The sequence below is a fragment of the Planococcus sp. 11815 genome (genome assembly GCF_051096385.1).
Classification (GTDB): domain Bacteria; phylum Bacillota; class Bacilli; order Bacillales_A; family Planococcaceae; genus Planococcus; species Planococcus citreus.
This window is the reverse complement of record NZ_CP096991.1, coordinates 1,123,392-1,142,225: the sequence shown is the minus strand read 5'-3', so window position 1 is coordinate 1,142,225 and position 18,834 is coordinate 1,123,392. Positions and strand designations below refer to the sequence as shown.

The 18,834-nt window shown below is 50.5% G+C and carries 20 protein-coding genes; 2 read left to right on the top strand and 18 right to left on the bottom strand.

Features of this window, described 5'->3' with window-relative positions; all coding sequences use genetic code 11:
- Nucleotides 1–9: 9 nt before the first annotated feature.
- From hisIE to hprK, 13 genes are all read right to left on the bottom strand, one after another.
- A complete protein-coding gene (hisIE, locus tag M1Q06_RS05800) occupies nucleotides 10–633 on the bottom strand; it encodes a bifunctional phosphoribosyl-AMP cyclohydrolase/phosphoribosyl-ATP diphosphatase HisIE (protein WP_404337148.1) in 624 nt (207 codons plus the stop codon).
- Nucleotides 630–1,382 carry an imidazole glycerol phosphate synthase subunit HisF gene (gene hisF, locus M1Q06_RS05795; protein ID WP_434402202.1) on the bottom strand — a complete coding sequence of 251 codons (753 nt, stop codon included), beginning with the start codon at nucleotides 1,380–1,382 and terminating at the stop codon, nucleotides 630–632. The genes hisIE and hisF overlap by 4 nt, the downstream gene beginning before the upstream one ends.
- The gene (gene hisA, locus M1Q06_RS05790) at nucleotides 1,376–2,104 is read right to left on the bottom strand and encodes a 1-(5-phosphoribosyl)-5-[(5-phosphoribosylamino)methylideneamino]imidazole-4-carboxamide isomerase (RefSeq protein ID WP_434402200.1); all 729 of its coding nucleotides are present in this window, start codon (nucleotides 2,102–2,104) and stop codon (nucleotides 1,376–1,378) included. The genes hisF and hisA overlap by 7 nt, the downstream gene beginning before the upstream one ends.
- Nucleotides 2,097–2,726 carry an imidazole glycerol phosphate synthase subunit HisH gene (hisH, locus tag M1Q06_RS05785; protein ID WP_101189966.1) on the bottom strand — a complete coding sequence of 210 codons (630 nt, stop codon included), beginning with the start codon at nucleotides 2,724–2,726 and terminating at the stop codon, nucleotides 2,097–2,099. Before hisH ends, hisA begins: the two co-directional genes overlap by 8 nt.
- Nucleotides 2,723–3,310, bottom strand: coding sequence for an imidazoleglycerol-phosphate dehydratase HisB (gene hisB, locus M1Q06_RS05780; protein ID WP_407951623.1), 588 nt, complete (start codon nucleotides 3,308–3,310; stop codon nucleotides 2,723–2,725). The genes hisH and hisB overlap by 4 nt, the downstream gene beginning before the upstream one ends.
- Complete coding sequence (gene hisD / locus M1Q06_RS05775; protein WP_434402197.1) at nucleotides 3,307–4,590, bottom strand: histidinol dehydrogenase; 1,284 nt, start codon at nucleotides 4,588–4,590, stop codon at nucleotides 3,307–3,309. Before hisD ends, hisB begins: the two co-directional genes overlap by 4 nt.
- The gene (hisG, locus tag M1Q06_RS05770; protein WP_101189964.1) at nucleotides 4,587–5,213 is read right to left on the bottom strand and encodes an ATP phosphoribosyltransferase; all 627 of its coding nucleotides are present in this window, start codon (nucleotides 5,211–5,213) and stop codon (nucleotides 4,587–4,589) included. Before hisG ends, hisD begins: the two co-directional genes overlap by 4 nt.
- Nucleotides 5,206–6,369, bottom strand: a complete 1,164-nt coding sequence (locus M1Q06_RS05765) for an ATP phosphoribosyltransferase regulatory subunit (protein ID WP_121301047.1) — start codon at nucleotides 6,367–6,369, stop codon at nucleotides 5,206–5,208. Before M1Q06_RS05765 ends, hisG begins: the two co-directional genes overlap by 8 nt.
- A 139-nt stretch (nucleotides 6,370–6,508) precedes the next feature.
- The gene (locus M1Q06_RS05760; protein ID WP_434402194.1) at nucleotides 6,509–7,021 is read right to left on the bottom strand and encodes an acyltransferase; all 513 of its coding nucleotides are present in this window, start codon (nucleotides 7,019–7,021) and stop codon (nucleotides 6,509–6,511) included.
- Nucleotides 7,018–7,671: a pyrophosphatase PpaX gene (gene ppaX / locus M1Q06_RS05755; RefSeq protein ID WP_434402192.1), complete on the bottom strand. Its 654-nt coding sequence runs from the start codon at nucleotides 7,669–7,671 to the stop codon at nucleotides 7,018–7,020. Before ppaX ends, M1Q06_RS05760 begins: the two co-directional genes overlap by 4 nt.
- Complete coding sequence (locus M1Q06_RS05750; protein ID WP_121301044.1) at nucleotides 7,668–8,603, bottom strand: nucleoside recognition domain-containing protein; 936 nt, start codon at nucleotides 8,601–8,603, stop codon at nucleotides 7,668–7,670. Before M1Q06_RS05750 ends, ppaX begins: the two co-directional genes overlap by 4 nt.
- Nucleotides 8,604–8,622: 19 nt before the next feature.
- Complete coding sequence (gene lgt / locus M1Q06_RS05745; RefSeq protein WP_121301043.1) at nucleotides 8,623–9,435, bottom strand: prolipoprotein diacylglyceryl transferase; 813 nt, start codon at nucleotides 9,433–9,435, stop codon at nucleotides 8,623–8,625.
- Between the two features lie 21 nt (nucleotides 9,436–9,456).
- Entirely contained in the window at nucleotides 9,457–10,383 is a 927-nt protein-coding gene (hprK, locus tag M1Q06_RS05740; protein ID WP_121301042.1) for an HPr(Ser) kinase/phosphatase, read from the bottom strand.
- 164 nt (nucleotides 10,384–10,547) lie between these two features.
- Here hprK and M1Q06_RS05735 point away from each other — a divergent pair, with 164 nt between their 5' ends.
- A complete protein-coding gene (locus M1Q06_RS05735) occupies nucleotides 10,548–11,090 on the top strand; it encodes an N-acetylmuramoyl-L-alanine amidase family protein (protein WP_434402189.1) in 543 nt (180 codons plus the stop codon).
- Nucleotides 11,091–11,140: 50 nt separating this feature from the next.
- Here the strand turns inward: M1Q06_RS05735 and M1Q06_RS05730 are convergent, their stop codons facing one another.
- From M1Q06_RS05730 to M1Q06_RS05715, 4 genes are all read right to left on the bottom strand, one after another.
- The gene (locus M1Q06_RS05730; protein WP_434402187.1) at nucleotides 11,141–12,304 is read right to left on the bottom strand and encodes a DUF4097 family beta strand repeat-containing protein; all 1,164 of its coding nucleotides are present in this window, start codon (nucleotides 12,302–12,304) and stop codon (nucleotides 11,141–11,143) included.
- A gap of 83 nt (nucleotides 12,305–12,387) precedes the next feature.
- Nucleotides 12,388–15,270, bottom strand: a complete 2,883-nt coding sequence (gene uvrA, locus M1Q06_RS05725; protein ID WP_121301039.1) for an excinuclease ABC subunit UvrA — start codon at nucleotides 15,268–15,270, stop codon at nucleotides 12,388–12,390.
- 6 nt (nucleotides 15,271–15,276) lie between these two features.
- Nucleotides 15,277–17,259: an excinuclease ABC subunit UvrB gene (gene uvrB / locus M1Q06_RS05720; protein ID WP_434402185.1), complete on the bottom strand. Its 1,983-nt coding sequence runs from the start codon at nucleotides 17,257–17,259 to the stop codon at nucleotides 15,277–15,279.
- Between the two features lie 200 nt (nucleotides 17,260–17,459).
- Nucleotides 17,460–17,699: an IDEAL domain-containing protein gene (locus M1Q06_RS05715; RefSeq protein WP_058381274.1), complete on the bottom strand. Its 240-nt coding sequence runs from the start codon at nucleotides 17,697–17,699 to the stop codon at nucleotides 17,460–17,462.
- A 176-nt stretch (nucleotides 17,700–17,875) separates the two neighbouring features.
- On the opposite strand from M1Q06_RS05715, the gene M1Q06_RS05710 reads away from it, so the two are divergent.
- Complete coding sequence (locus M1Q06_RS05710) at nucleotides 17,876–18,430, top strand: competence protein ComK (RefSeq protein WP_058381275.1); 555 nt, start codon at nucleotides 17,876–17,878, stop codon at nucleotides 18,428–18,430.
- Here M1Q06_RS05710 and M1Q06_RS05705 read toward each other — a convergent pair.
- The gene (locus tag M1Q06_RS05705) at nucleotides 18,427–18,792 is read right to left on the bottom strand and encodes a hypothetical protein (RefSeq protein ID WP_101805209.1); all 366 of its coding nucleotides are present in this window, start codon (nucleotides 18,790–18,792) and stop codon (nucleotides 18,427–18,429) included. The genes M1Q06_RS05710 and M1Q06_RS05705 overlap by 4 nt on opposite strands.
- Nucleotides 18,793–18,834: the final 42 nt, after the last annotated feature.

Here is an 18,834-nt window from a genome sequence, read left to right as displayed (position 1 = left end):
CCCTATTATTTACTTGTCCTTTTTCGCAGCGTGGCGTTCTTCGAGCACGCCCGTCACTTCTTTAAAATCAACTTTCTGTTCCTGCAGCAAAACAAGTAGATGGTAAAGCAGGTCTGCGCTTTCCGTTGCCAGTTCTCGTGCATCACGGTTTTTTGCAGCAATGATGACTTCTGCTGCTTCTTCCCCGACTTTCTTGCAGATCTTATCGACCCCTTCTTCAAACAGATAAGTCGTATAAGCGCCTTCTGGCAAATCGCTTTCGCGTTGTTTGATCAAAGCGCTAAGTTCTGTAATCATGTCTGATGCTGAAGCCGTGCGTTCCCCTGCTAAGGTTTCATGGAAGCAGCTCGTCTCCCCAGTATGGCAGGCCGGGCCGTTCGGAATCACTTCATAAATCAAGGAATCGCCGTCGCAATCAATCTGCACGGATTGGACACGCTGCGTATTGCCGCTGGTCGCGCCTTTATTCCATAGTTCCTTGCGGCTTCTTGAGTACAGCCAGGTTTCTTTCGTGTCGATCGTGCGCTTGACCGCTTCTTCGTTGGCATAAGCCAAAGTCAGCACTTGTTTTGTAGTTGCATCCTGCAATATGACGGGCACTAACCCGTTTTCATCGTATTTCACATTTGTCACCGGACATTCACTCCTTCTCGCTGCAGATACTGTTTCACTTCTCTGACGCTCGTTTCTTTATAATGGAAGATCGATGCCGCAAGTGCTGCATCAGCATCTGCCTGTTCGAATACTTCCTTGAAATGCTCACGGTTTCCTGCACCGCCGCTTGCGATGACAGGCACCTCCACGGCATCACGCACCGCTTTGGTCAGCGCGACATCAAATCCGTCTTTCTGGCCGTCGCTGTCCATGCTGGTCAAAAGCAATTCCCCAGCACCTAAAGCGACCGCTTTTTTCGCCCATTCGATCGCATCCCATTCGGTCCGGTTGCGGCCTCCGTGCGTGTAGACATCCCAGCTATCGCCATTTCTTTTCGCATCGATAGCGACGACAATGCACTGCGATCCGAAGAAATCCGCGCCTTCTTTGATCAATTCCGGCCGGTCCAGCGCTGCTGTATTCAAGGATACCTTATCTGCCCCTGCACGCAACATGCGTTTCATGTCATCAAGCGTCCGGATGCCTCCGCCCACGGTAAATGGAATCGATAGTTCGGTGGCGACAATGCGCACTACTTCGATCATCGTCTCTTTGCCTTCGTGTGAAGCGGAGATGTCGAGGAAGACCAATTCATCCGCGCCTTGTTGGTCGTAGAATTTGGCGAGTTCCACAGGGTCTCCCGCATCCCGAAGCTCCACAAAACTCACGCCTTTGACGACGCGCCCTTCTTTAACGTCGAGGCACGGAATGATGCGTTTTGTCAGCATGATAGCGCCTCCTCGAGCGTAAAACGGTTTTCATACAAAGCTTTGCCGATGATGAGTCCGGCAATCGGGCTGTCGGCAGCCGCTTGTTTCACTTTCTTTACGTCATCGAGCGTTCCGATGCCGCCGGATACGATGACTTGCGAAGCGTCGTCGGCGACGAGCTTCCGGTTAGCGTCGATATTCGGGCCAGCAAGCGTGCCGTCCGTCGAAATATCGGTATAGATGAAATGCTTTGCCCCTTTTGAAGCAAAATAAGCGGCCACTTCAGATGCCGGCTTATGCGAAGTTTCGATCCAACCCTCTGTCGCCGCCATGCCGTCTTTCGCATCGATGCCGATGACGATCCGCTCTGCGCCGAATTCCTCGATAAATGAAGCAACCAGTTCCGGCTCCCGCACGGCCAGGCTGCCGATAATGACACGGGCAACGCCGTTCGATAAATAATGGTTGATGTCTTCACGGCTGCGGATGCCGCCGCCCACTTGGATGTTGGCATCGAGTTTCGCCGCTTCGATGACCACTTGATCGTTGATTCGGCTGCCATCTTTCGCGCCGTCCAAATCGACCATGTGGATCCATTTGGCCCCGGCTTCCACAAAACTTTTCGCCATTTCAACCGGCGAATCTGCATAGACCGTCTCCTGGCCGTAATCTCCTTGGAACAAGCGGACGCATTTTCCGCCCCTTAAGTCGATCGCCGGATATATTTGAAATTCACTCATGGAAATCCCTCCTGACATTTGCAATCCACTGCGCCAATAAATAATGCCCGAACTCGCCCGATTTTTCGGGATGGAATTGCATCCCCGTAATCAATCCGCCGCCGACAACACCCGGCACTTCAAGCCCGCCGTATTCGGCAGTCGCGAAGACTTCTGCGCGAGCCGTCTCTGTCGCGAGAAACGAGTGGACAAAATAGACATGTGTATCTTCCAGTACATCTTCAAGCCAATATGGCTGTTGCGTGAAACTCAGGCGGTTCCATCCCATATGCGGGATGCGGTAAGCGCCTTTTGGAAAGCGCCGGATATGCCCTTTCAATAAACCAAGCCCTTTAACCGCCCTGCCTTCTTCACTGTCTTCATATAATAATTGCATACCGAGGCAAATCCCGAGCAATGGGATCTTCTGCTCCGGCAGCGAACGGATGAATTCAGCTAAGCCTTTTTCATCCAAGCGCTTCATCGCATCCGGAAATGCGCCGACGCCCGGAAGTAAGATCGCATCCGCTTCTGCCAAGACTTGTGCATCGTCTGAGGTGATGACGGTGCAATCGAGTTTTTTCAATGCCTGTTCGACGCTGAATAAATTGCCCATGCCGTAATCGACAATACCGACGATCATGTTAATAGCCCCTTTGTCGACGGGACGCCTTCTACACGCGGGTCGATCATCGTCGCGTCATCGAGCGCGCGGGCAAGCGCCTTGAAGACCGCTTCGATGATGTGGTGCGTATTGCGTCCGTAATGGACGATGACGTGAACGTTCATGCGTGATTCCAACGCAAACTTCCACAAAAATTCGTGGACGAGTTCCGTATCGAATGCGCCGACTTTGGCGTTCGGGATATCTCCCCGGAATTCTAAGTGAGGGCGGTTCGAGCAATCGATGATCACTTGCGCGAGCGCATCATCCATCGGCACAAAGGCGTTGCCGTAGCGGCGCAAGCCTTTTTTATCGCCTAAAGCTTCAAGCACTGCCTGGCCAAGGACAATCCCGATGTCTTCTGTCGTGTGGTGGTCATCGATATGGGTATCGCCATTTGCGTGGATACGCCCGTCAAATTGCCCGTGCTTGATGAAAAGGTCCAGCATATGGTCCATGAATGGCACCCCTGTATTGATATCCGCCTGCCCTTTTCCATCGAGTGAGAAGCTGACGGCAATTTCCGTTTCATTGGTTTTTCGCGTAATGTCCGATTTCCTCATGATTGACTCTCCTTTTTCCAAGCGCGCGATTCGACTGCACGTGCGTGTGCTTCGAGGCCTTCCAGCCGTGCGAGCCTTGCAATTTTCTCTTGGTTTTCACGCCATGCCTGCTCGCTGTAATGGACGATGCTCGTCCGTTTAACAAAATCATAGACGGATAAGGCGCTTGAAAAGCGCGCTGTGCTATTGGTCGGCAAGACATGGTTCGTGCCGGCAAAATAATCGCCGATCGGTTCCGATGAATAACGGCCGATAAAAATCGCGCCGGCGTGATCGATTTGTTCCGCTACCGCTTCCGCATCTTCTGTCATGATCTCCAAATGCTCTGGAGCCAATTGGTTGGCAGCGTTGATCAATTCAGCGCGGCTGTCCGCCACATAAATAGCGCCGTGGTCACGGATTGAAGCCGCGGCAATCGCTTCGCGCGGCAAAGTGGCCAATTGGCTTTTCACTTGCGCCGCGACTTGTTCGGCAAACGCACGGCTCTCTGTCAATAATACAGCACTTGCCAGCGGATCGTGCTCTGCTTGGGATAATAAATCCGCCGCCACTTCATCAGCATACGCGCTGTCATCGGCAATGATGGCGATCTCACTCGGCCCTGCAATCATATCGATTGCAACGTCACCATTCACTTCACGTTTTGCGAGCGCTACGAAAATATTGCCGGGCCCCGTAATCTTATCGACCGGTTGGATCGATTCCGTCCCGTAAGCGAGTGCCGCGATTGCTTGTGCCCCGCCAGTTTTATATAGTTCTTCAATGCCAAGGATATGCGCCGCAACAAGCACGCCGTCCGACAAATTCCCTTCGCTATCAGGCGGTGATGTAACGACGATGCGCCCGACTCCTGCGACTTGTGCCGGAATGACATTCATCAAGACGGAGGATGGATAGGCCGCCGTGCCGCCTGGAACATACAATCCAGCAGATTCGATCGCTGTGACACGCTGCGCGACATACGACCCGTCCGCCCGGTCTTGGCGATAGCCTTGTTGCTGTTGGCCTTCATGATAGCTTCGGATATTATCCGCAGCTTCTGTCAGGTCGGCAAGCAATTGGGGATCGAAACGCTTCGCTGCTTGTTGGATTTCTTCTGGCGTCACCTTTAATGCGGACAACTCCGCTTTGTCCCATTTTTTTGCAAAGCGGTACAATGCTGCATCGCCTTCTGTACGCACCGCTTGAATGATTTCTTTTACCGCTTGCAATTGCTGTTCTGTGCCATCGGCTAATTGGCGCCGAATCGACAACTCGTCTGTCAGGCGCTGGATGTTCATCGTTCCACCTGCTCCCGCAGTTTATCGACCAATTCTGTAATGCGCTGTTGTTTCAAGCGGTAGCTTACCGGGTTTGCAATGAGGCGCGACGTGATGTCCGCAATCTTCTCATATTCCACCAAGCCATTGTCTTTCAATGTGCGGCCGGTCGATACGATGTCCACGATGCGGTCGGACAAGCCGATCAGCGGCGCCAATTCGATCGAGCCGTTCAATTCGATGATTTCGACTTGCTCGCCTTTGCTGCGGTAATAATGAGAAGCCACCGCTGGATATTTCGTCGCAATGCGCGGCGTCACTTCGTCCATTTCCGTATCCGGCAATCCGGCAGTCGCGATATAGCATGCACTGATGCCGAGGTCCAATAATTCGTGTACGTCTCTATCGTGCTCGAGCAAGACGTCTTTTCCGGCAATGCCGATATCCGCTACCCCGTGCTCGACATAAGTCGGCACATCCATAGGCTTCGCCAGAATAAAGCGGAATTTTTCATTCGGCGCTTCGACGATCAGCTTGCGCGAGTCGTCGAGCTCTTTCGGTAGGTCATATCCCGCACCGACTAATAGTTCATAGGCTTCTTCAAAGATTCTGCCCTTTGGCATGGCAATCGTCAATTCATCCATTGTGCAGCTCCTCCCCTCTGATGACTTCGGTGAACAAGGCAGTGAATGGCTCCAGCGCTTTAACGGCCGGTGCATACTGCAAGGTCACTCGTTTTCCTGAATTTCTTAATTGTTGTGCTTTATCGAATGCATATTGCTCGTTTTGTTCATCGAATAAGATCAATGTGTGCGGTTGCTCCGCTTTTTCAGGTGTCACCGATTCCAGCAAACGATCGACCCGCAACCCGAATCCGGTCGCGCCGACCTGCAAGCCGAACTGCTCCATCAAGCCGTCATAGCGCCCGCCGCTGCCGAGTGGAAATCCACTGCCGGCTCCGTAGAACTCGAACACCAATCCTGTGTAATAGGTCATGTGGCTGCTGAAGGAAATATCGAAAGTGACTGCATCCCCGAGTCCATTGCGTCCAAGCAATTGTTCAAGGCGCTCCATGTCGCGGTAAAGCTCGCGTTGTTCTTCGTTTTCTTCGTTGATCCACTGTTTCCAATCAGCTACTGTTGTTGCCTGCATCAATTTCAGGAACGATGCCAGTTTGCCTTCAGGGATCGGCAGCTCTTTTGCCAATTGTTCGACCCCTACACCGTTCTTCGCGACAAACAGTTCACGCACTTTGCCGCTTTGTTCCGCATCCAACCCGAAATCTGCCAATATCAGTTCAAGCAGCCTCGTGTGGCCGATGACGGTGCGTGCAGAACCAACGTCCAATTCCTTCAGAATGTCCCAAGCCAAGCTGATCACTTCCGCATCCGCATAAAGGGAATCATCGCCAATCAACTCGACGCCCATCTGCTCGAATTCTGCAGGGCGTCCGCCTTCGCGCTTTTGCGCACGGAACACATTGGAGTAATAGCCGAGGCGGATCGGCATTTTTTCGCGCAATAATTTCGATGCCGCAACCCGTGCGATCGGGGATGTCATATCCGGCCGCAAGACGAGCGTCTTGCCTTGGCTGTCTAGCAGCTTGAATAACGCGTCATCTGAAATCGCGGAGATCTTCCCGATCGTTTCGTAGTATTCCAAAGTCGGCGTTTGCAGCAGTTCATACCCTGCCCGCTCGATTAATTGAGTGCCTTGTTTTCTCAAATCTGCTTTTTGCTTTGCAATTAAAGGAAAATCGTCACGCATGCCTAATGGTTTTTCAAACATTTCGATGGTCATCGTTGAACACTTCCTATTATCGGTTATTTCACTTTAGTTCGCTAGAGTGATGAATCGTTAAAGTGATTCTTATTTTAGCGCAAGCCGCTTTGGCCCGTCAAGCAAGGAGGATATAAAAAATCCTGAAAGCACTGAGCTTTCAGGATTTTGCTTGTCGATCGGCCATTTCTTCGGCTGTATAAATGATTTTCATCGGATTGCCGCCGACGAAAGCCCCAGCCGGTACATCTTTATGGACGAGCGTGGCAGCGGAGACGATGGCGCCATCCCCAATCTTGATGCCGGGCAAAATCGTACTGTTTGCTCCGATCATGACACGGTCGCCGATCAAGACGTCACCGAGCCGGTATTCTTCAATCAAGTATTCGTGCGCAAGAATGGTCGTATTATAGCCGATCACGGTATTGGCCCCGACCTGTATGCGTTCCGGAAACATGACATCGGGCATGACCATCAGCGCAAATGACGTTTCCTTGCCGATCTTCATGCCAAGAAATTGGCGATACAACCAGTTTTTCATCGGCAAAAACGGCGTATAGCGCGCGGTCTGGATGACCAGAAAGTTTTTCGCGACTTTCCAGAACGGCACAGTTTTGTAGATATGCCAAAGCGAATTCGCCCCTTGGACAGGATATCGCTCAGTGCGTCTCATCTTACGCCCGCCTTCGTCAATTCCAAAAGGTCGGAAATATGCTGCAGCATGAAATCCGGTTCGAAGCTCGCTAAAAACTCTTCTCCTTTTGCAGTCCATGCGACGCCTGCTGTGCGGATGCCGGCATTTTTACCGCCTTCGATGTCATGTGAATTATCACCGATCATCAAGGCTCCCTGCTGATCCGCTTCCAATAAACGCAATGCCAGTTCAAGCGGTTCGGGATGCGGCTTCGGGTTCTGCACATGATCCAACGCCACCAAGACATCGAACACATCGTGCACGCCCATCAACTTCAAGCCGTGCAAGATCGTTTCTTCCCGTTTAGTGGAAACAATCGCCATTTTCAAGCCTCTGGATTTCAACGTCCGTAAAGTTTCTGCAACCCCGTCGTATTCAGACACCAACTCGTCATGGAGCGTCCGGTTTAGGCGGCGGTACTGATCGCTCAGTTCGCTGACTTTGCCCGGTGCGATTTTTGTAAAGGTCTGTTCCAATGAAGGGCCGATAAAATGCAAGACATCTTCCCGTCCGTATTCGCCCGGGAAATGTTCGCCGAGCACCGATAGGAATGTCTGGATGATCAATTCATTCGTATCGAGCAAGGTTCCATCAAAATCAAACAATAAAGTCGTTATATCTTTGTTCATGTAGAGAGCACTTCCTTCCGATTGTCTTCAGCCCGACGCCATAGATAAGAGATGAATATCGTCAAGGCGAGGGCGGTGATGACCCGAATCAGCAGCAGCGGCCAAATCGGGATGCCGAGCGGAATGAAAATCAAGGTATCCTCGACAATCGCGTGGCACGCCACAAGGAAGATAAAGGCGAGTGTCGCATCTTTGCGGCTAACGCCGTCTTCCTGGACAGCTTGGATCATCACGCCCGCGCCCATCGCCAACCCGAAAATCAATCCGGAGGCGAGCGTCAACGAGGCATTTTTCTCGACGCCGATCAGCTTAGTGAGCGGCCCCATCATATTCGAGATTTTCTGCAAATAATGGCGATCTTTCAATAGTTGGATCATCAGCATAAGCGGGATGACGATCATCGCCAGCTGAAGCACACCAAAACTTGCTTTTTCCAAGCCGAGCAAGAAGATGCCAAGCCACGTTTCCGGAGCAGCGGCGACTTCAGGCGCAAAGCCGTATTGCGCAATTTCCCCGCCGCCCGACCAGAACAAGTTAATCAAGATGCCGGACAAAGCCGCAAGACCGAAACGCACCACCAAGACGACCCACAAACGGACGCCGACTTTCAAGGCGACTCCGGTTTCGATAAAGATGTTATGGGAGAACGATAACATGACCGCCAGGATAAATACTTCTTTCACGGTCAGTTCAAGCGATAAAATTCCGGCGATTCCGGCATACAGATTGAGCGCGTTGCCGAGCACAAGCGGAACAGCCGCTTCGCCGCTCAAGCCGAATATTCCCATGACCGGTGCGATTAAATCGATGATAAATGGCAATACCGGCGTGAATTGCAGCATGGTGACGAGCAAAGTGATCGGAAAAATGATTTTTCCGAGTGACCACGTAGTCTTTAATCCGGCTTTCAAGCCATTTTTCACTGTCGACATTCAATCTCTTCTTTCCTAGTTATTTATCCAAATAGCGCGGCGGATTTTTGATGGCTACGCGCCGGTAGATGATGAACGCAAGCCCAATGACGATCGCGATGACCGATACAAGTTGTGCAGCGCGCAATTCGCCAATGACGTACAGGCTGTCGGTGCGCATTCCTTCAATGAAGAAACGGCCGACTGAATACCAGATCATATAGAAGAAAAACATTTCCCCGCGCACCAAATTGACTTTTCTAAGCAGCAGCAAAATAATGATCCCCACCAAGCTCCACATCGATTCATAGAGGAAAGTCGGGTGGTAATAAGCACCATCTATGTACATATGGGTGATGATCCAATCCGGGATGAACAGATTCTCAAGAAACTGGCGCGATACTTCTCCGCCATGCGCTTCCTGGTTGATGAAATTGCCCCAGCGCCCAATGGCCTGGCCAATCAAAATACTCGGCGCCAAAATATCCGCCACTTTCAAAAACGGCGTATTGCGGCGTTTCGTGAATATATAGGCGACGATGACCGAAGCGATCAATGCACCGTGTATCGCAATCCCGCCATTCCAAATGGCGATGATTTGGGCGGGCTGGTCTTTATAATTTTCCCATTCGAACATCACATAATAAATGCGCGCGCCAACAATGGCGAGCGGGACAGCCCAGATCAATAGATCGGTCAGATAATCCGGATGCAAACCGCGCTTGACCATTTCTTTTTGGCCGACGAGAAATGCGATGACGATGCCGGTCGCGATGATGACGCCATACCACCGGACGTCGATCGGCCCGAGTGAAAACGCCACTGGATCGATCGCTGCTAAAACTGAATACATATAATGCACCTTCCCATTCGCTTAATTTGTATCTTGCGAGATGACATCATCAAGCCGCTTGGAGAATTCCTCAGCAGCGTTGACCCCCATCCGTTTCAGGCGGTAGTTCATCGCGGCTACTTCGATAATGACAGAAAGGTTACGTCCTGGACGTACAGGAATCGTCAGCTTCGTCACATCCGTATCAATGATTTTCATTGTCTCTTCCTCAAGGCCGAGACGATCGTAAGTTTTATCTTGATCCCAAATCTCGAGATCAATGACAAGTGAAATACGCTTAAAGTTACGTACAGCACTCGCTCCGAATAAAGTCATGATGTCGATGATGCCGACACCGCGAATCTCGAGCAGATATTCAATTAGCTTTGGCGGATGCCCAACAAGTGTACTTTCGCCTTCTTGACGAATTTCCACACAATCATCCGCTACAAGGCGATGGCCTTTCTTAACCAATTCCAAAGCGGTTTCACTCTTACCGACGCCGCTTTTTCCGGTGATGAGCACACCGATTCCGTAAATATCGACCAGCACGCCATGTACAGCGGTCGTCGGAGCCAGCCGGCTTTCTAAAAAGTTCGTCAACAAACTGGAAAACCGCGTGGTTGTCATGTTCGTCCCGAGCACCGGCACATGTTTTTCGGAAGAGGCGATGACCAATTCCTCCGGCACATCGACACCATGGGAAACGATGATGGCGGGCGTATCCTCCGCACACAGTTTCATCATCCGGTCTAGTCGTTCTTCCGGTTTCAGCATGGCGAAAAACGACAATTCCGTTTTCCCGAGCAATTGCATACGATTCGCTGGATAATGGGTGAAATAGCCTGCCATTTCCAGTCCCGGTCTCGAAATATCACTGATGGCAATATGGCGCCCGATGCCTTCCTGGCCGCTGATCAGTTTCAAGCCGAACGTCTCCATTACTTGTTTCACTGTTACTTGTCCCATAGTTTTTCCCTCATTCCCCCGACTGCGCAAATTAGATCTTCCAAATAATTCCTTCATTTTGCGGTCGGTTTGTTTTTATTTTAACATGGAAAAAAAGAAATTGAAGAATTTCGTCCCCTTTCTCGTCCTTTCCTTCTATATAGGGAATGAAGGGGGAATGTTATATGAAGATTATCATTGATGCAGGACACGGGCCGGGGACGATCGGCAAACGGACGCCCGACGGCAGAATGCGCGAATTCCATTTCAACAACGCGGTCGCTAAAGAAGTGAAAAATCGCTTGGCAGCGGACGGCTACACGGTATTGTTCAGCCACCAGCAAGACCGTGACGTCCCTTTGAAGGAAAGGACGAGCTTCGCCAATCGGTCCGGCGCAGAACTTTTGGTGTCGATCCACGCGAATGCGGCAGGAAATAGCTATAGCCCCGCACAAGGCATCGAAAGTTTCATTTATCCCACAGCCCCTGCACGCACTCGCAAATTTGGGCAGTTGCTCCAGGATTCGTTGATCTTATCGACCCAGCGGAAAGACCGCGGATTGAAAACAGCGGATTTCGCCATGCTACGGGATACCACCATGCCCGCGGTTCTAGTGGAATGTGGTTTTATGACCCATAAGCATGAAGCGGCTTTGCTGCAATCCGCTGAATACCGCAAGCGCTGTGCACGCGCCATCAGCTTTGCCATCACCTGTATGGAACGATAACGCAAAAAAGCCCAGTGGAGAAAATTCTCCACTGGGCTTTTTTATGTGGTTCAGTCGATTGTCAAATAACGCACGAGGATAGAACCGGTTTTGGTTTCGCCATACACAAGCAATGGCCCGCCTGCTGACTCCACATCTCCTGCTTTCGTGAAATGCATTTTCTTCTGCATGAACTGGCCTTGTTCGTGGCTGCTGTTGATGTCCGGCAGCATGACGTCCATGCGTCCGAGGTTCGAAGAGACTTCTCCTCGCAGTGCTAAATGCTGCGGGATGTAAATCTCCACATTGCCTGCCAAAGTTTTCGCTTCGAGCTTTTTCGCTTCTTTGCTGCGCGTCGTCGCGACGACATTGCCGTTTAAGGACTTCGCGTCGATGTCTTCGATATCCCCATCGATGTAAATGCGGCCATTCAAAGTTTCTGCTTCGACTTCGCGGCCTTTCACTTCCATCATCTGGATTGGGCCGTTAGCCGTTTCAAGCTCGGCTTCTTCAAATTGGATCGTTTTCAAGTCAATCTTGCCATTTGCTGTTTTGACTTTGATCAATGCCGAATCCAGGCGCTTCATCGTAAAGCCGCCATTGAACAGACGGACGACAATTTGTTCGAATGCCGCTGCCGGCACATACAAGACAAGATTCACTTGCGTCGTTTTCAAGTCGCTGATGATGCGCAATTTACGGTCATCCGCAATGAAGACGAATTTCTCCAGGAAATCCTGTTTTGCCTGCTCCGGAGATTCTGCACGGAATGCCTTTACGCTGCATTCTGCACGGATCGAACCGTCCTGTGAAGGGAAAACTTCCAATTGCCCGTTAGCGATATCGGCAATGATCGTGTGGAGATCCGCACTTTCTTCCGTGAAGGTGTGTTCAAAACGAACGGCTTCACCAAATGGCGAATCGAATTCCATCGTTTTCAACTTATCGGCGGACGTCTGCATGAAATGCATCATCCGGTCTCCAAGTTGATTGAAATCCTTGGACATGTTCTTGGAAAAATCCTTCGAAAGATCTTTCGAGAACTTTTTGAACATGTCTTCCGGACGGAAGAATCCACGCTTGCCGCGCGAACTGCGGTAGGTTTCACGGCCGTAGTCTTTTGAAGCATTGCCGGTTTCCCCGCCATCGACCGCTTTCAATAGCTCAACCGCTTCACGTGCCGAGATTGTGCCATTTTCAACCATGTCCAAAATGCGTTCTTTTTCACTTTGCATATCGTTTGGCCTCCTCTTCGGATTTCTGCCCTCGCAGAAATTCCTGTTCTACTTTAATGATACGTTTGGATCGAGGGAAAGTTTCACTTTGCTTTTCTTTTCTTAGCGCTGGCCTTTCCGACCAGTTCTTTCATGCGCGCGCGGTCCCGCTCAAGAATTGGCTTCAAGTACATGCCGGTATAGGATCCTTCGACTTTGGCGATATCTTCCGGCGTGCCAGTGGCCAAGATCGTGCCGCCTTTGTCTCCGCCTTCCGGTCCGAGATCAATCAAATAATCAGCCGTTTTGATGACATCGAGATTATGCTCGATCGTCAACACGGTATCTCCATTATCCACGAGCCTTTGCAGCACTTTCAATAAACGTGAAATATCATCGGCATGGAGGCCGGTCGTCGGTTCGTCCAAAATATAGAACGACTTGCCATTGGAGCGTTTATGCAACTCCGAAGCCAGTTTGACGCGCTGTGCTTCACCGCCGGATAATGTAGTCGCCGGCTGGCCGAGCGTTACATAGCCAAGCCCGACATCGACGATGGTTTTCAATTTACGGTTGATTTTCGGGATATTCTCGAAGAATGCATACGCATCTTCGACTGTCATTTCCAACACGTCTGCAATGTTTTTATCTTTATATTTCACTTCCAGCGTTTCACGGTTATAGCGCTTGCCGTGGCAGATTTCACACGGTACATAGACATCCGGCAGGAAATGCATTTCGATTTTGATGATGCCGTCGCCGCGGCAGGCTTCACAGCGTCCGCCTTTGACATTGAAGCTGAAGCGCCCTTTTTTATAGCCGCGGACTTTCGCTTCATTGGTCGTCGCGTAAACATCCCGAATATCATCGAATACGCCTGTGTAGGTCGCCGGGTTGGAACGCGGTGTGCGCCCAATCGGTGATTGGTCAATATCGATGACTTTTTCCAGTTCCTCGATACCTTCCACCGACTTGTGCTGGCCAGGCTTCACCCGCGCACGGTTCAGTTTATGGGCAAGCGACTTGTAAAGGATCTCGTTAATCAAGGTACTTTTCCCAGAACCCGAAACTCCGGTGACCGCTGTGAACAACCCGATCGGAATGTCGACGTCGACATTTTTCAAGTTATTCGCGGAAGCTCCGCGGATTGAAATCTTCCGTTCGTTCGGCTGCCTGCGTTCAGCCGGCAGCGGAATGAACTTCTTGCCGCTCAAATACTGGCCGGTCAACGACTTCTTGTTTTTCATCACTTTTTCGGGCGCTCCGGCAGCAATGATCTCGCCGCCGTGTACGCCAGCTCCAGGACCGACATCGATCAGGTAATCCGCTGCCATCATCGTATCTTCATCGTGTTCCACTACAATCAGCGTGTTGCCGATGTCGCGCATATTTTTCAATGTGCTGATCAATCGGTCGTTGTCGCGTTGATGAAGGCCGATTGAAGGTTCATCGAGAATATAAAGAACGCCTGTCAACCTTGAGCCGATTTGCGTTGCAAGACGGATTCGCTGTGCTTCGCCGCCTGACAATGTTCCAGATGCGCGGTTCAATGTCAGATAATCGAGCCCTACATTGATCAAGAAACCGACACGCTCTTGAATTTCGCGAAGGATCATAGTAGCAATCTGGCGGTCTTTTTCCGATAGCGTCAAGCTGTCGAAAAACGCTTGTGCCTCCGTGATGGAATATTCAACGACTTGACCGATGTGCAAGTCATTGACTTTGACAGCCAATGATTCCGGTTTTAACCGGTAGCCTGAACATGTCGGGCATGGTTGCTGGCCCATGAATTTCTCCATCATGTCCCGAATATAATCGGAGCTGGTTTCCCGGTAGCGGCGGTCGACATTCGCGAGCACGCCTTCGAAGAAAATATGGCTGTCGCGGATTTTGCCGTAATCATTTTCATAGCGGAAACGGATTTTTTCATTAGCCGAACCGTGAAGGATGATATTCACCTGATCTTCAGGCAATTCCTTCATCGGCACGTCCATTTCAATTCCAAAATGGCTGCATACTGCTTGCAGCAATTGAGGGTAGTATTGGGAACTCGTCGGACGCCATGGGGCGATGGCGTGATCTGCGAGGCTGACATCCCAATCCGGAATGACCAGTTCAGGGTCGACTTCCAATTTCATGCCTAGCCCGTCGCATTCAGGGCATGCCCCAAATGGCGAGTTGAATGAAAACATGCGCGGCTCCAATTCACCGATGGAAAATCCGCAAATCGGGCAGGCGTGATGTTCGCTAAACAGCAATTCCTCTTCGTCCATGACATCCACCAGCACTCGCCCTTCCCCAAGACGCAAAGCCGACTCCAGCGAGTCACTTAAACGCGGGGCGATTCCGTCTTTCATGATGACACGATCTATGACCACTTCAATGGAATGCTTTTTGTTTTTATCGAGCGAAATATTGTCATCCAAGTCGATCAGTTCGCCATTGACGCGGACGCGGACGTATCCTTGTTTCTTAATGTCTTCCAACAGTTTCACATGTGTACCTTTGCGTCCGGATACGAGCGGCGCCAGCACTTGCATGCGCGTCCGCTCCGGATATTCAACCAAACGGTCGACCATCTGCTCGACCGTTTGGGAAGAAATCTCGATGCCGTGGTTCGGGCAGATCGGTTTGCCGATCCGCGCATACATGAGCCGGATATAATCGTAGATTTCCGTCACGGTTGCTACGGTCGATCTCGGGTTCTTGCTCGTAGTTTTTTGGTCAATCGAAATCGCCGGAGACAAACCTTCGATTAAATCGACGTCCGGTTTGTCCATTTGGCCAAGAAATTGCCGTGCATAAGACGACAAGGACTCGACGTAGCGGCGCTGTCCTTCCGCATAGATCGTATCGAACGCCAGTGATGATTTTCCGGAACCGGATAAGCCGGTCATGACGACGAGCTTATCGCGGGGGATTGTCACATCGATGTTTTTTAAATTATGGGCACGCGCGCCTTGTATGCGTATCTCTTGGTTTTTCAAGTCCTATCATCCTTCCGCTTTCAATTCCAATACTGTATCACGCAGTTCTGCGGCACGTTCGAAATCGAGCGCTTTCGCCGCTTCTTTCATTTCCTTCTCAAGCAATGTGACGAGCTTCATGCGGTCTTCTTTTTTGAGTTTCTTGCCTTCGACCGCTTTGCTGACATACTCTTCCGCTTCTTCTGCCGCTTCTGTTGCACGGATGACGTCGCGAATCTTTTTCTTTATGGTTACCGGCGTTATGCCGTATTTTTCATTATAAGCTGCCTGGATTGTGCGGCGGCGGGTCGTCTCATCGATCGCTTTTTGCATTGAATCCGTGACACGGTCCGCATACATGATAACGTGGCCATTCTCGTTCCGGGCAGCGCGCCCCATCGTCTGGATTAGGGAACGTTCAGAACGCAAGAAGCCTTCTTTATCGGCATCGAGTATGGTCACCAATGAAACTTCAGGAATATCGAGACCTTCACGCAGCAAGTTGATGCCGACCAGCACATCGTATACGCCCATCCGCAACTCGCGGATGATCTCGATGCGCTCGAGCGTTTTGATCTCGGAATGCAGGTAATTGACTTTGACGCCTGCCTCTTTCAAGTAATTCGTCAAGTCTTCCGACATTTTCTTCGTCAAGGTCGTGACCAATACACGCTCCCCGCGCTCTTTGCGCTGCTGGATTTCGTACATTAGGTCATCGATTTGCCCCTCGATCGGCCTGATTTCGATTTCAGGGTCAAGCAAGCCCGTCGGACGGATGATCTGCTCCACCATTTCCGGTGTATGTTCGAGTTCATAAGGGCCTGGCGTTGCTGAAACAAACACCGCTTGGTCGATATGCTCTTCGAACTCATCAAACGTCAGTGGGCGGTTATCCATGGCGGACGGCAACCGGAAGCCGTGGTCGACGAGTACTTTTTTACGCGCCTGGTCACCATTGAACATGCCGCGGACTTGCGGCAGAGTGACGTGGCTTTCATCGACGACCAGCAGGAAATCGTCCGGGAAATAATCAATCAATGTATAAGGTTGTGCGCCTGCCGGACGCAGCGTCAAATGGCGTGAATAGTTTTCGATACCTGAGCAGAAGCCCATCTCGCGCATCATTTCCAAATCGTAGCGCGTGCGCTGTTCGAGCCGCTGCGCTTCGAGCAATTTATCTTCTGCACGCATTTCCTTCAGGCGTTCTTCCAATTCCGCTTCGATATTTTCGATGGCTCTGACCATCTTGTCTTCCCGCGTAACAAAGTGGGACGCTGGGAAAATTGCGACGTGTTCGCGGTCGCCGATGATTTCCCCTGTCAGGGCATCGACTTCCCGTATGCGGTCGATTTCATCACCAAAAAACTCCACGCGCAAGCAGCGCTCATCGCGCGAAGCCGGGAAGATTTCCACCACATCGCCGCGTACGCGGAATGTTCCGCGAATAAAGTTGATGTCGTTGCGTTCATATTGCACGTCGACCAATTTGCGCAGCAGCTGGTTGCGTTCGATCTCCATCCCCTTGCGCAGCGAGACGACGAGTTCCCGGTATTCTTTCGGGGAACCGAGGCCATAGATGCAGGAGACAGAGGCGATGACGATGACATCGTCGCGCTCGAACAAGGAACTGGTCGCTGAGTGGCGCAATTTGTCGATTTCATCATTGATGCTCGCATCTTTTTCTATGAATGTATCTGACTGCGGCACGTATGCCTCAGGCTGATAATAATCGTAATAGCTGACGAAGTATTCAACAGCATTGTCAGGGAAAAATTCCTTGAACTCGCTGTAAAGCTGGCCTGCCAAAGTCTTGTTGTGGGCCATGACCAATGTCGGTTTTTTCACTTGTTGAATAACATTCGACATCGTATAGGTTTTCCCCGTACCGGTCGCACCGAGCAAGGTCTGGAACCTTTTTCCGTCGATGATGCCTTCCGTTAACTTGGCGATGGCTTCCGGTTGGTCGCCCGCCGGTTCATAAGGAGCTTGCAGGTTAAATTCCTTTTTCATGGATATGTCCCCCCGTATTTTTCACTACTTCTACTTTAACATATGCCCTAAAATTCCCCTAACAAAAAGCGAACGTATGTTTTTTCTGAAGTATATTCAACTTATCGGCTGTTTGCAGGATGGATTTTCCATTTCACTAAAGTGCAGCTGCCGTCATCAAGGCATAAAAAAACCGCCCGGAGAAACTCCGGGCGGTTCTGTTATTCTTCTTCCCGCTTCAGCTCTTGCAGCTGCGCAGTATATGTGTCAAAAGATTTGCGGTCGTTATGATCCAGGGCTTCGTCGATAAGTGCCAGCAATTGCGTTTCCTGCTGTTCGCGGTGAACATGCTTCAAGAACAGATCCAGATAGATCTCATTCAGCAGCTTTTCCGCTTCCGTGATCTTTTTCGTTTGAGCCATCGCTTTCATGAAGTCAGCATAAGAATAATAGTTTTCCATTCTTCTTCACCCCGAATGCTTTTCATTAGTATACACGAAAGCGCAAGGAAGAAGCAAGAGTTTTTTGAAAATTACAACGAGATTGAAAAAATAATTTTTTCGAAAAATAATTATTGTGTATTTTCCATTTTTTATTATAATGATGTATGTAAAGTAAATTTAGGGGGTAAATATTCATGGGCAAGAAGAATCAATATCCTGTCTCTTATACAATTTGCAGCAATACGTATGCGCTGCTTCCGTATATGGACGGCCACCGGCTCTTGACACGGGTCATTGAAGACCGCAGCGAATTCCTGGTGGAGGAATCGGTCTATAAAATTGTGGCGAAATCGTGCTCTTTCTATCGCGGCTCCCTCGCCAGCGCCACACTCTACGCACAAAAAGCGATTGGCGTAAAACACAAGCCGCCGATCATCGTCGGCGAGTATTACGGCAATCCGTTGATTTTCTTTCCTACCCACTCTCCGAAAAACAAGGATTCCATCTGGTTCAATTTCGATGCCATCGATTTGATTGCTGCGGATGACAGCGGGCGTGGCAGTTTGGTATCGCTCAGCAATGGCGTCGTCGTCCCTGCGGACATCTCTCCTATCGCGCTTCGCAACCAGCATTCATTCACCGGGTCTTTGCGCCGCTATTTCAAAAAAGCCCAGCGCGTCCATAACCACCGGATGAATTATGTAACGAAACGTGCGTTTCCGCCTCGCAGCCAGCAGCCGCTGGATTAAAAAGATTTAGCGGCTGCTGTCAGGTAAAGCCTCAATTGATCTTCAACGGCATTTTTCAAACGGATATTCAAATAGCGGCGATGGTCTTCATAGCCGCCATGGCAAAATACATATTCCGAGAAATTGTCGTCTTTACCTCCCCGCCTCACCTTCATGCCATTGGCCCTCATCAACTCGATGGTTTCGGCCAGGTCGCCTTTTGCCCGTTCGATCGCCCGGTCTAATAATTCCACATAAGGGGCTTTCAGTTTGAAAGGGCTTTTTTGGATCCACTCGCGATCCCGTTCCAAAATGAGGAGCACCATCGGCAATTGCACCCGCTTCTCAAACACGGCTATTTCCGCCCTTGAAATCAGGGGCATTTCCTCACCCCCCAGTTAATAGGAACAAGTGTTCTTATTTTC

What these genes read in the sequence shown, in the direction of transcription:
- M1Q06_RS05760 (WP_434402194.1), bottom strand. Translation starts at nt 7,021, where the DNA reads ATGAGACGCACTGAGCGATATCCTGTCCAAGGGGCGAATTCGCTTTGG.
- M1Q06_RS05735 (WP_434402189.1), top strand. Translation starts at nt 10,548, where the DNA reads ATGAAGATTATCATTGATGCAGGACACGGGCCGGGGACGATCGGCAAA.
- ppaX (WP_434402192.1), bottom strand. Translation starts at nt 7,671, where the DNA reads ATGAACAAAGATATAACGACTTTATTGTTTGATTTTGATGGAACCTTG.
- hisB (WP_407951623.1), bottom strand. Translation starts at nt 3,310, where the DNA reads ATGAGGAAATCGGACATTACGCGAAAAACCAATGAAACGGAAATTGCC.
- hisD (WP_434402197.1), bottom strand. Translation starts at nt 4,590, where the DNA reads ATGAACATCCAGCGCCTGACAGACGAGTTGTCGATTCGGCGCCAATTA.
- M1Q06_RS05705 (WP_101805209.1), bottom strand. Translation starts at nt 18,792, where the DNA reads ATGCCCCTGATTTCAAGGGCGGAAATAGCCGTGTTTGAGAAGCGGGTG.
- hisG (WP_101189964.1), bottom strand. Translation starts at nt 5,213, where the DNA reads ATGGATGAATTGACGATTGCCATGCCAAAGGGCAGAATCTTTGAAGAA.
- M1Q06_RS05730 (WP_434402187.1), bottom strand. Translation starts at nt 12,304, where the DNA reads ATGCAAAGTGAAAAAGAACGCATTTTGGACATGGTTGAAAATGGCACA.
- hisA (WP_434402200.1), bottom strand. Translation starts at nt 2,104, where the DNA reads ATGAGTGAATTTCAAATATATCCGGCGATCGACTTAAGGGGCGGAAAA.
- hisH (WP_101189966.1), bottom strand. Translation starts at nt 2,726, where the DNA reads ATGATCGTCGGTATTGTCGATTACGGCATGGGCAATTTATTCAGCGTC.
- uvrB (WP_434402185.1), bottom strand. Translation starts at nt 17,259, where the DNA reads ATGAAAAAGGAATTTAACCTGCAAGCTCCTTATGAACCGGCGGGCGAC.
- hisF (WP_434402202.1), bottom strand. Translation starts at nt 1,382, where the DNA reads ATGCTGACAAAACGCATCATTCCGTGCCTCGACGTTAAAGAAGGGCGC.
- hprK (WP_121301042.1), bottom strand. Translation starts at nt 10,383, where the DNA reads ATGGGACAAGTAACAGTGAAACAAGTAATGGAGACGTTCGGCTTGAAA.
- M1Q06_RS05715 (WP_058381274.1), bottom strand. Translation starts at nt 17,699, where the DNA reads ATGGAAAACTATTATTCTTATGCTGACTTCATGAAAGCGATGGCTCAA.
- lgt (WP_121301043.1), bottom strand. Translation starts at nt 9,435, where the DNA reads ATGTATTCAGTTTTAGCAGCGATCGATCCAGTGGCGTTTTCACTCGGG.
- M1Q06_RS05765 (WP_121301047.1), bottom strand. Translation starts at nt 6,369, where the DNA reads ATGACCATCGAAATGTTTGAAAAACCATTAGGCATGCGTGACGATTTT.
- M1Q06_RS05750 (WP_121301044.1), bottom strand. Translation starts at nt 8,603, where the DNA reads ATGTCGACAGTGAAAAATGGCTTGAAAGCCGGATTAAAGACTACGTGG.
- M1Q06_RS05710 (WP_058381275.1), top strand. Translation starts at nt 17,876, where the DNA reads ATGGGCAAGAAGAATCAATATCCTGTCTCTTATACAATTTGCAGCAAT.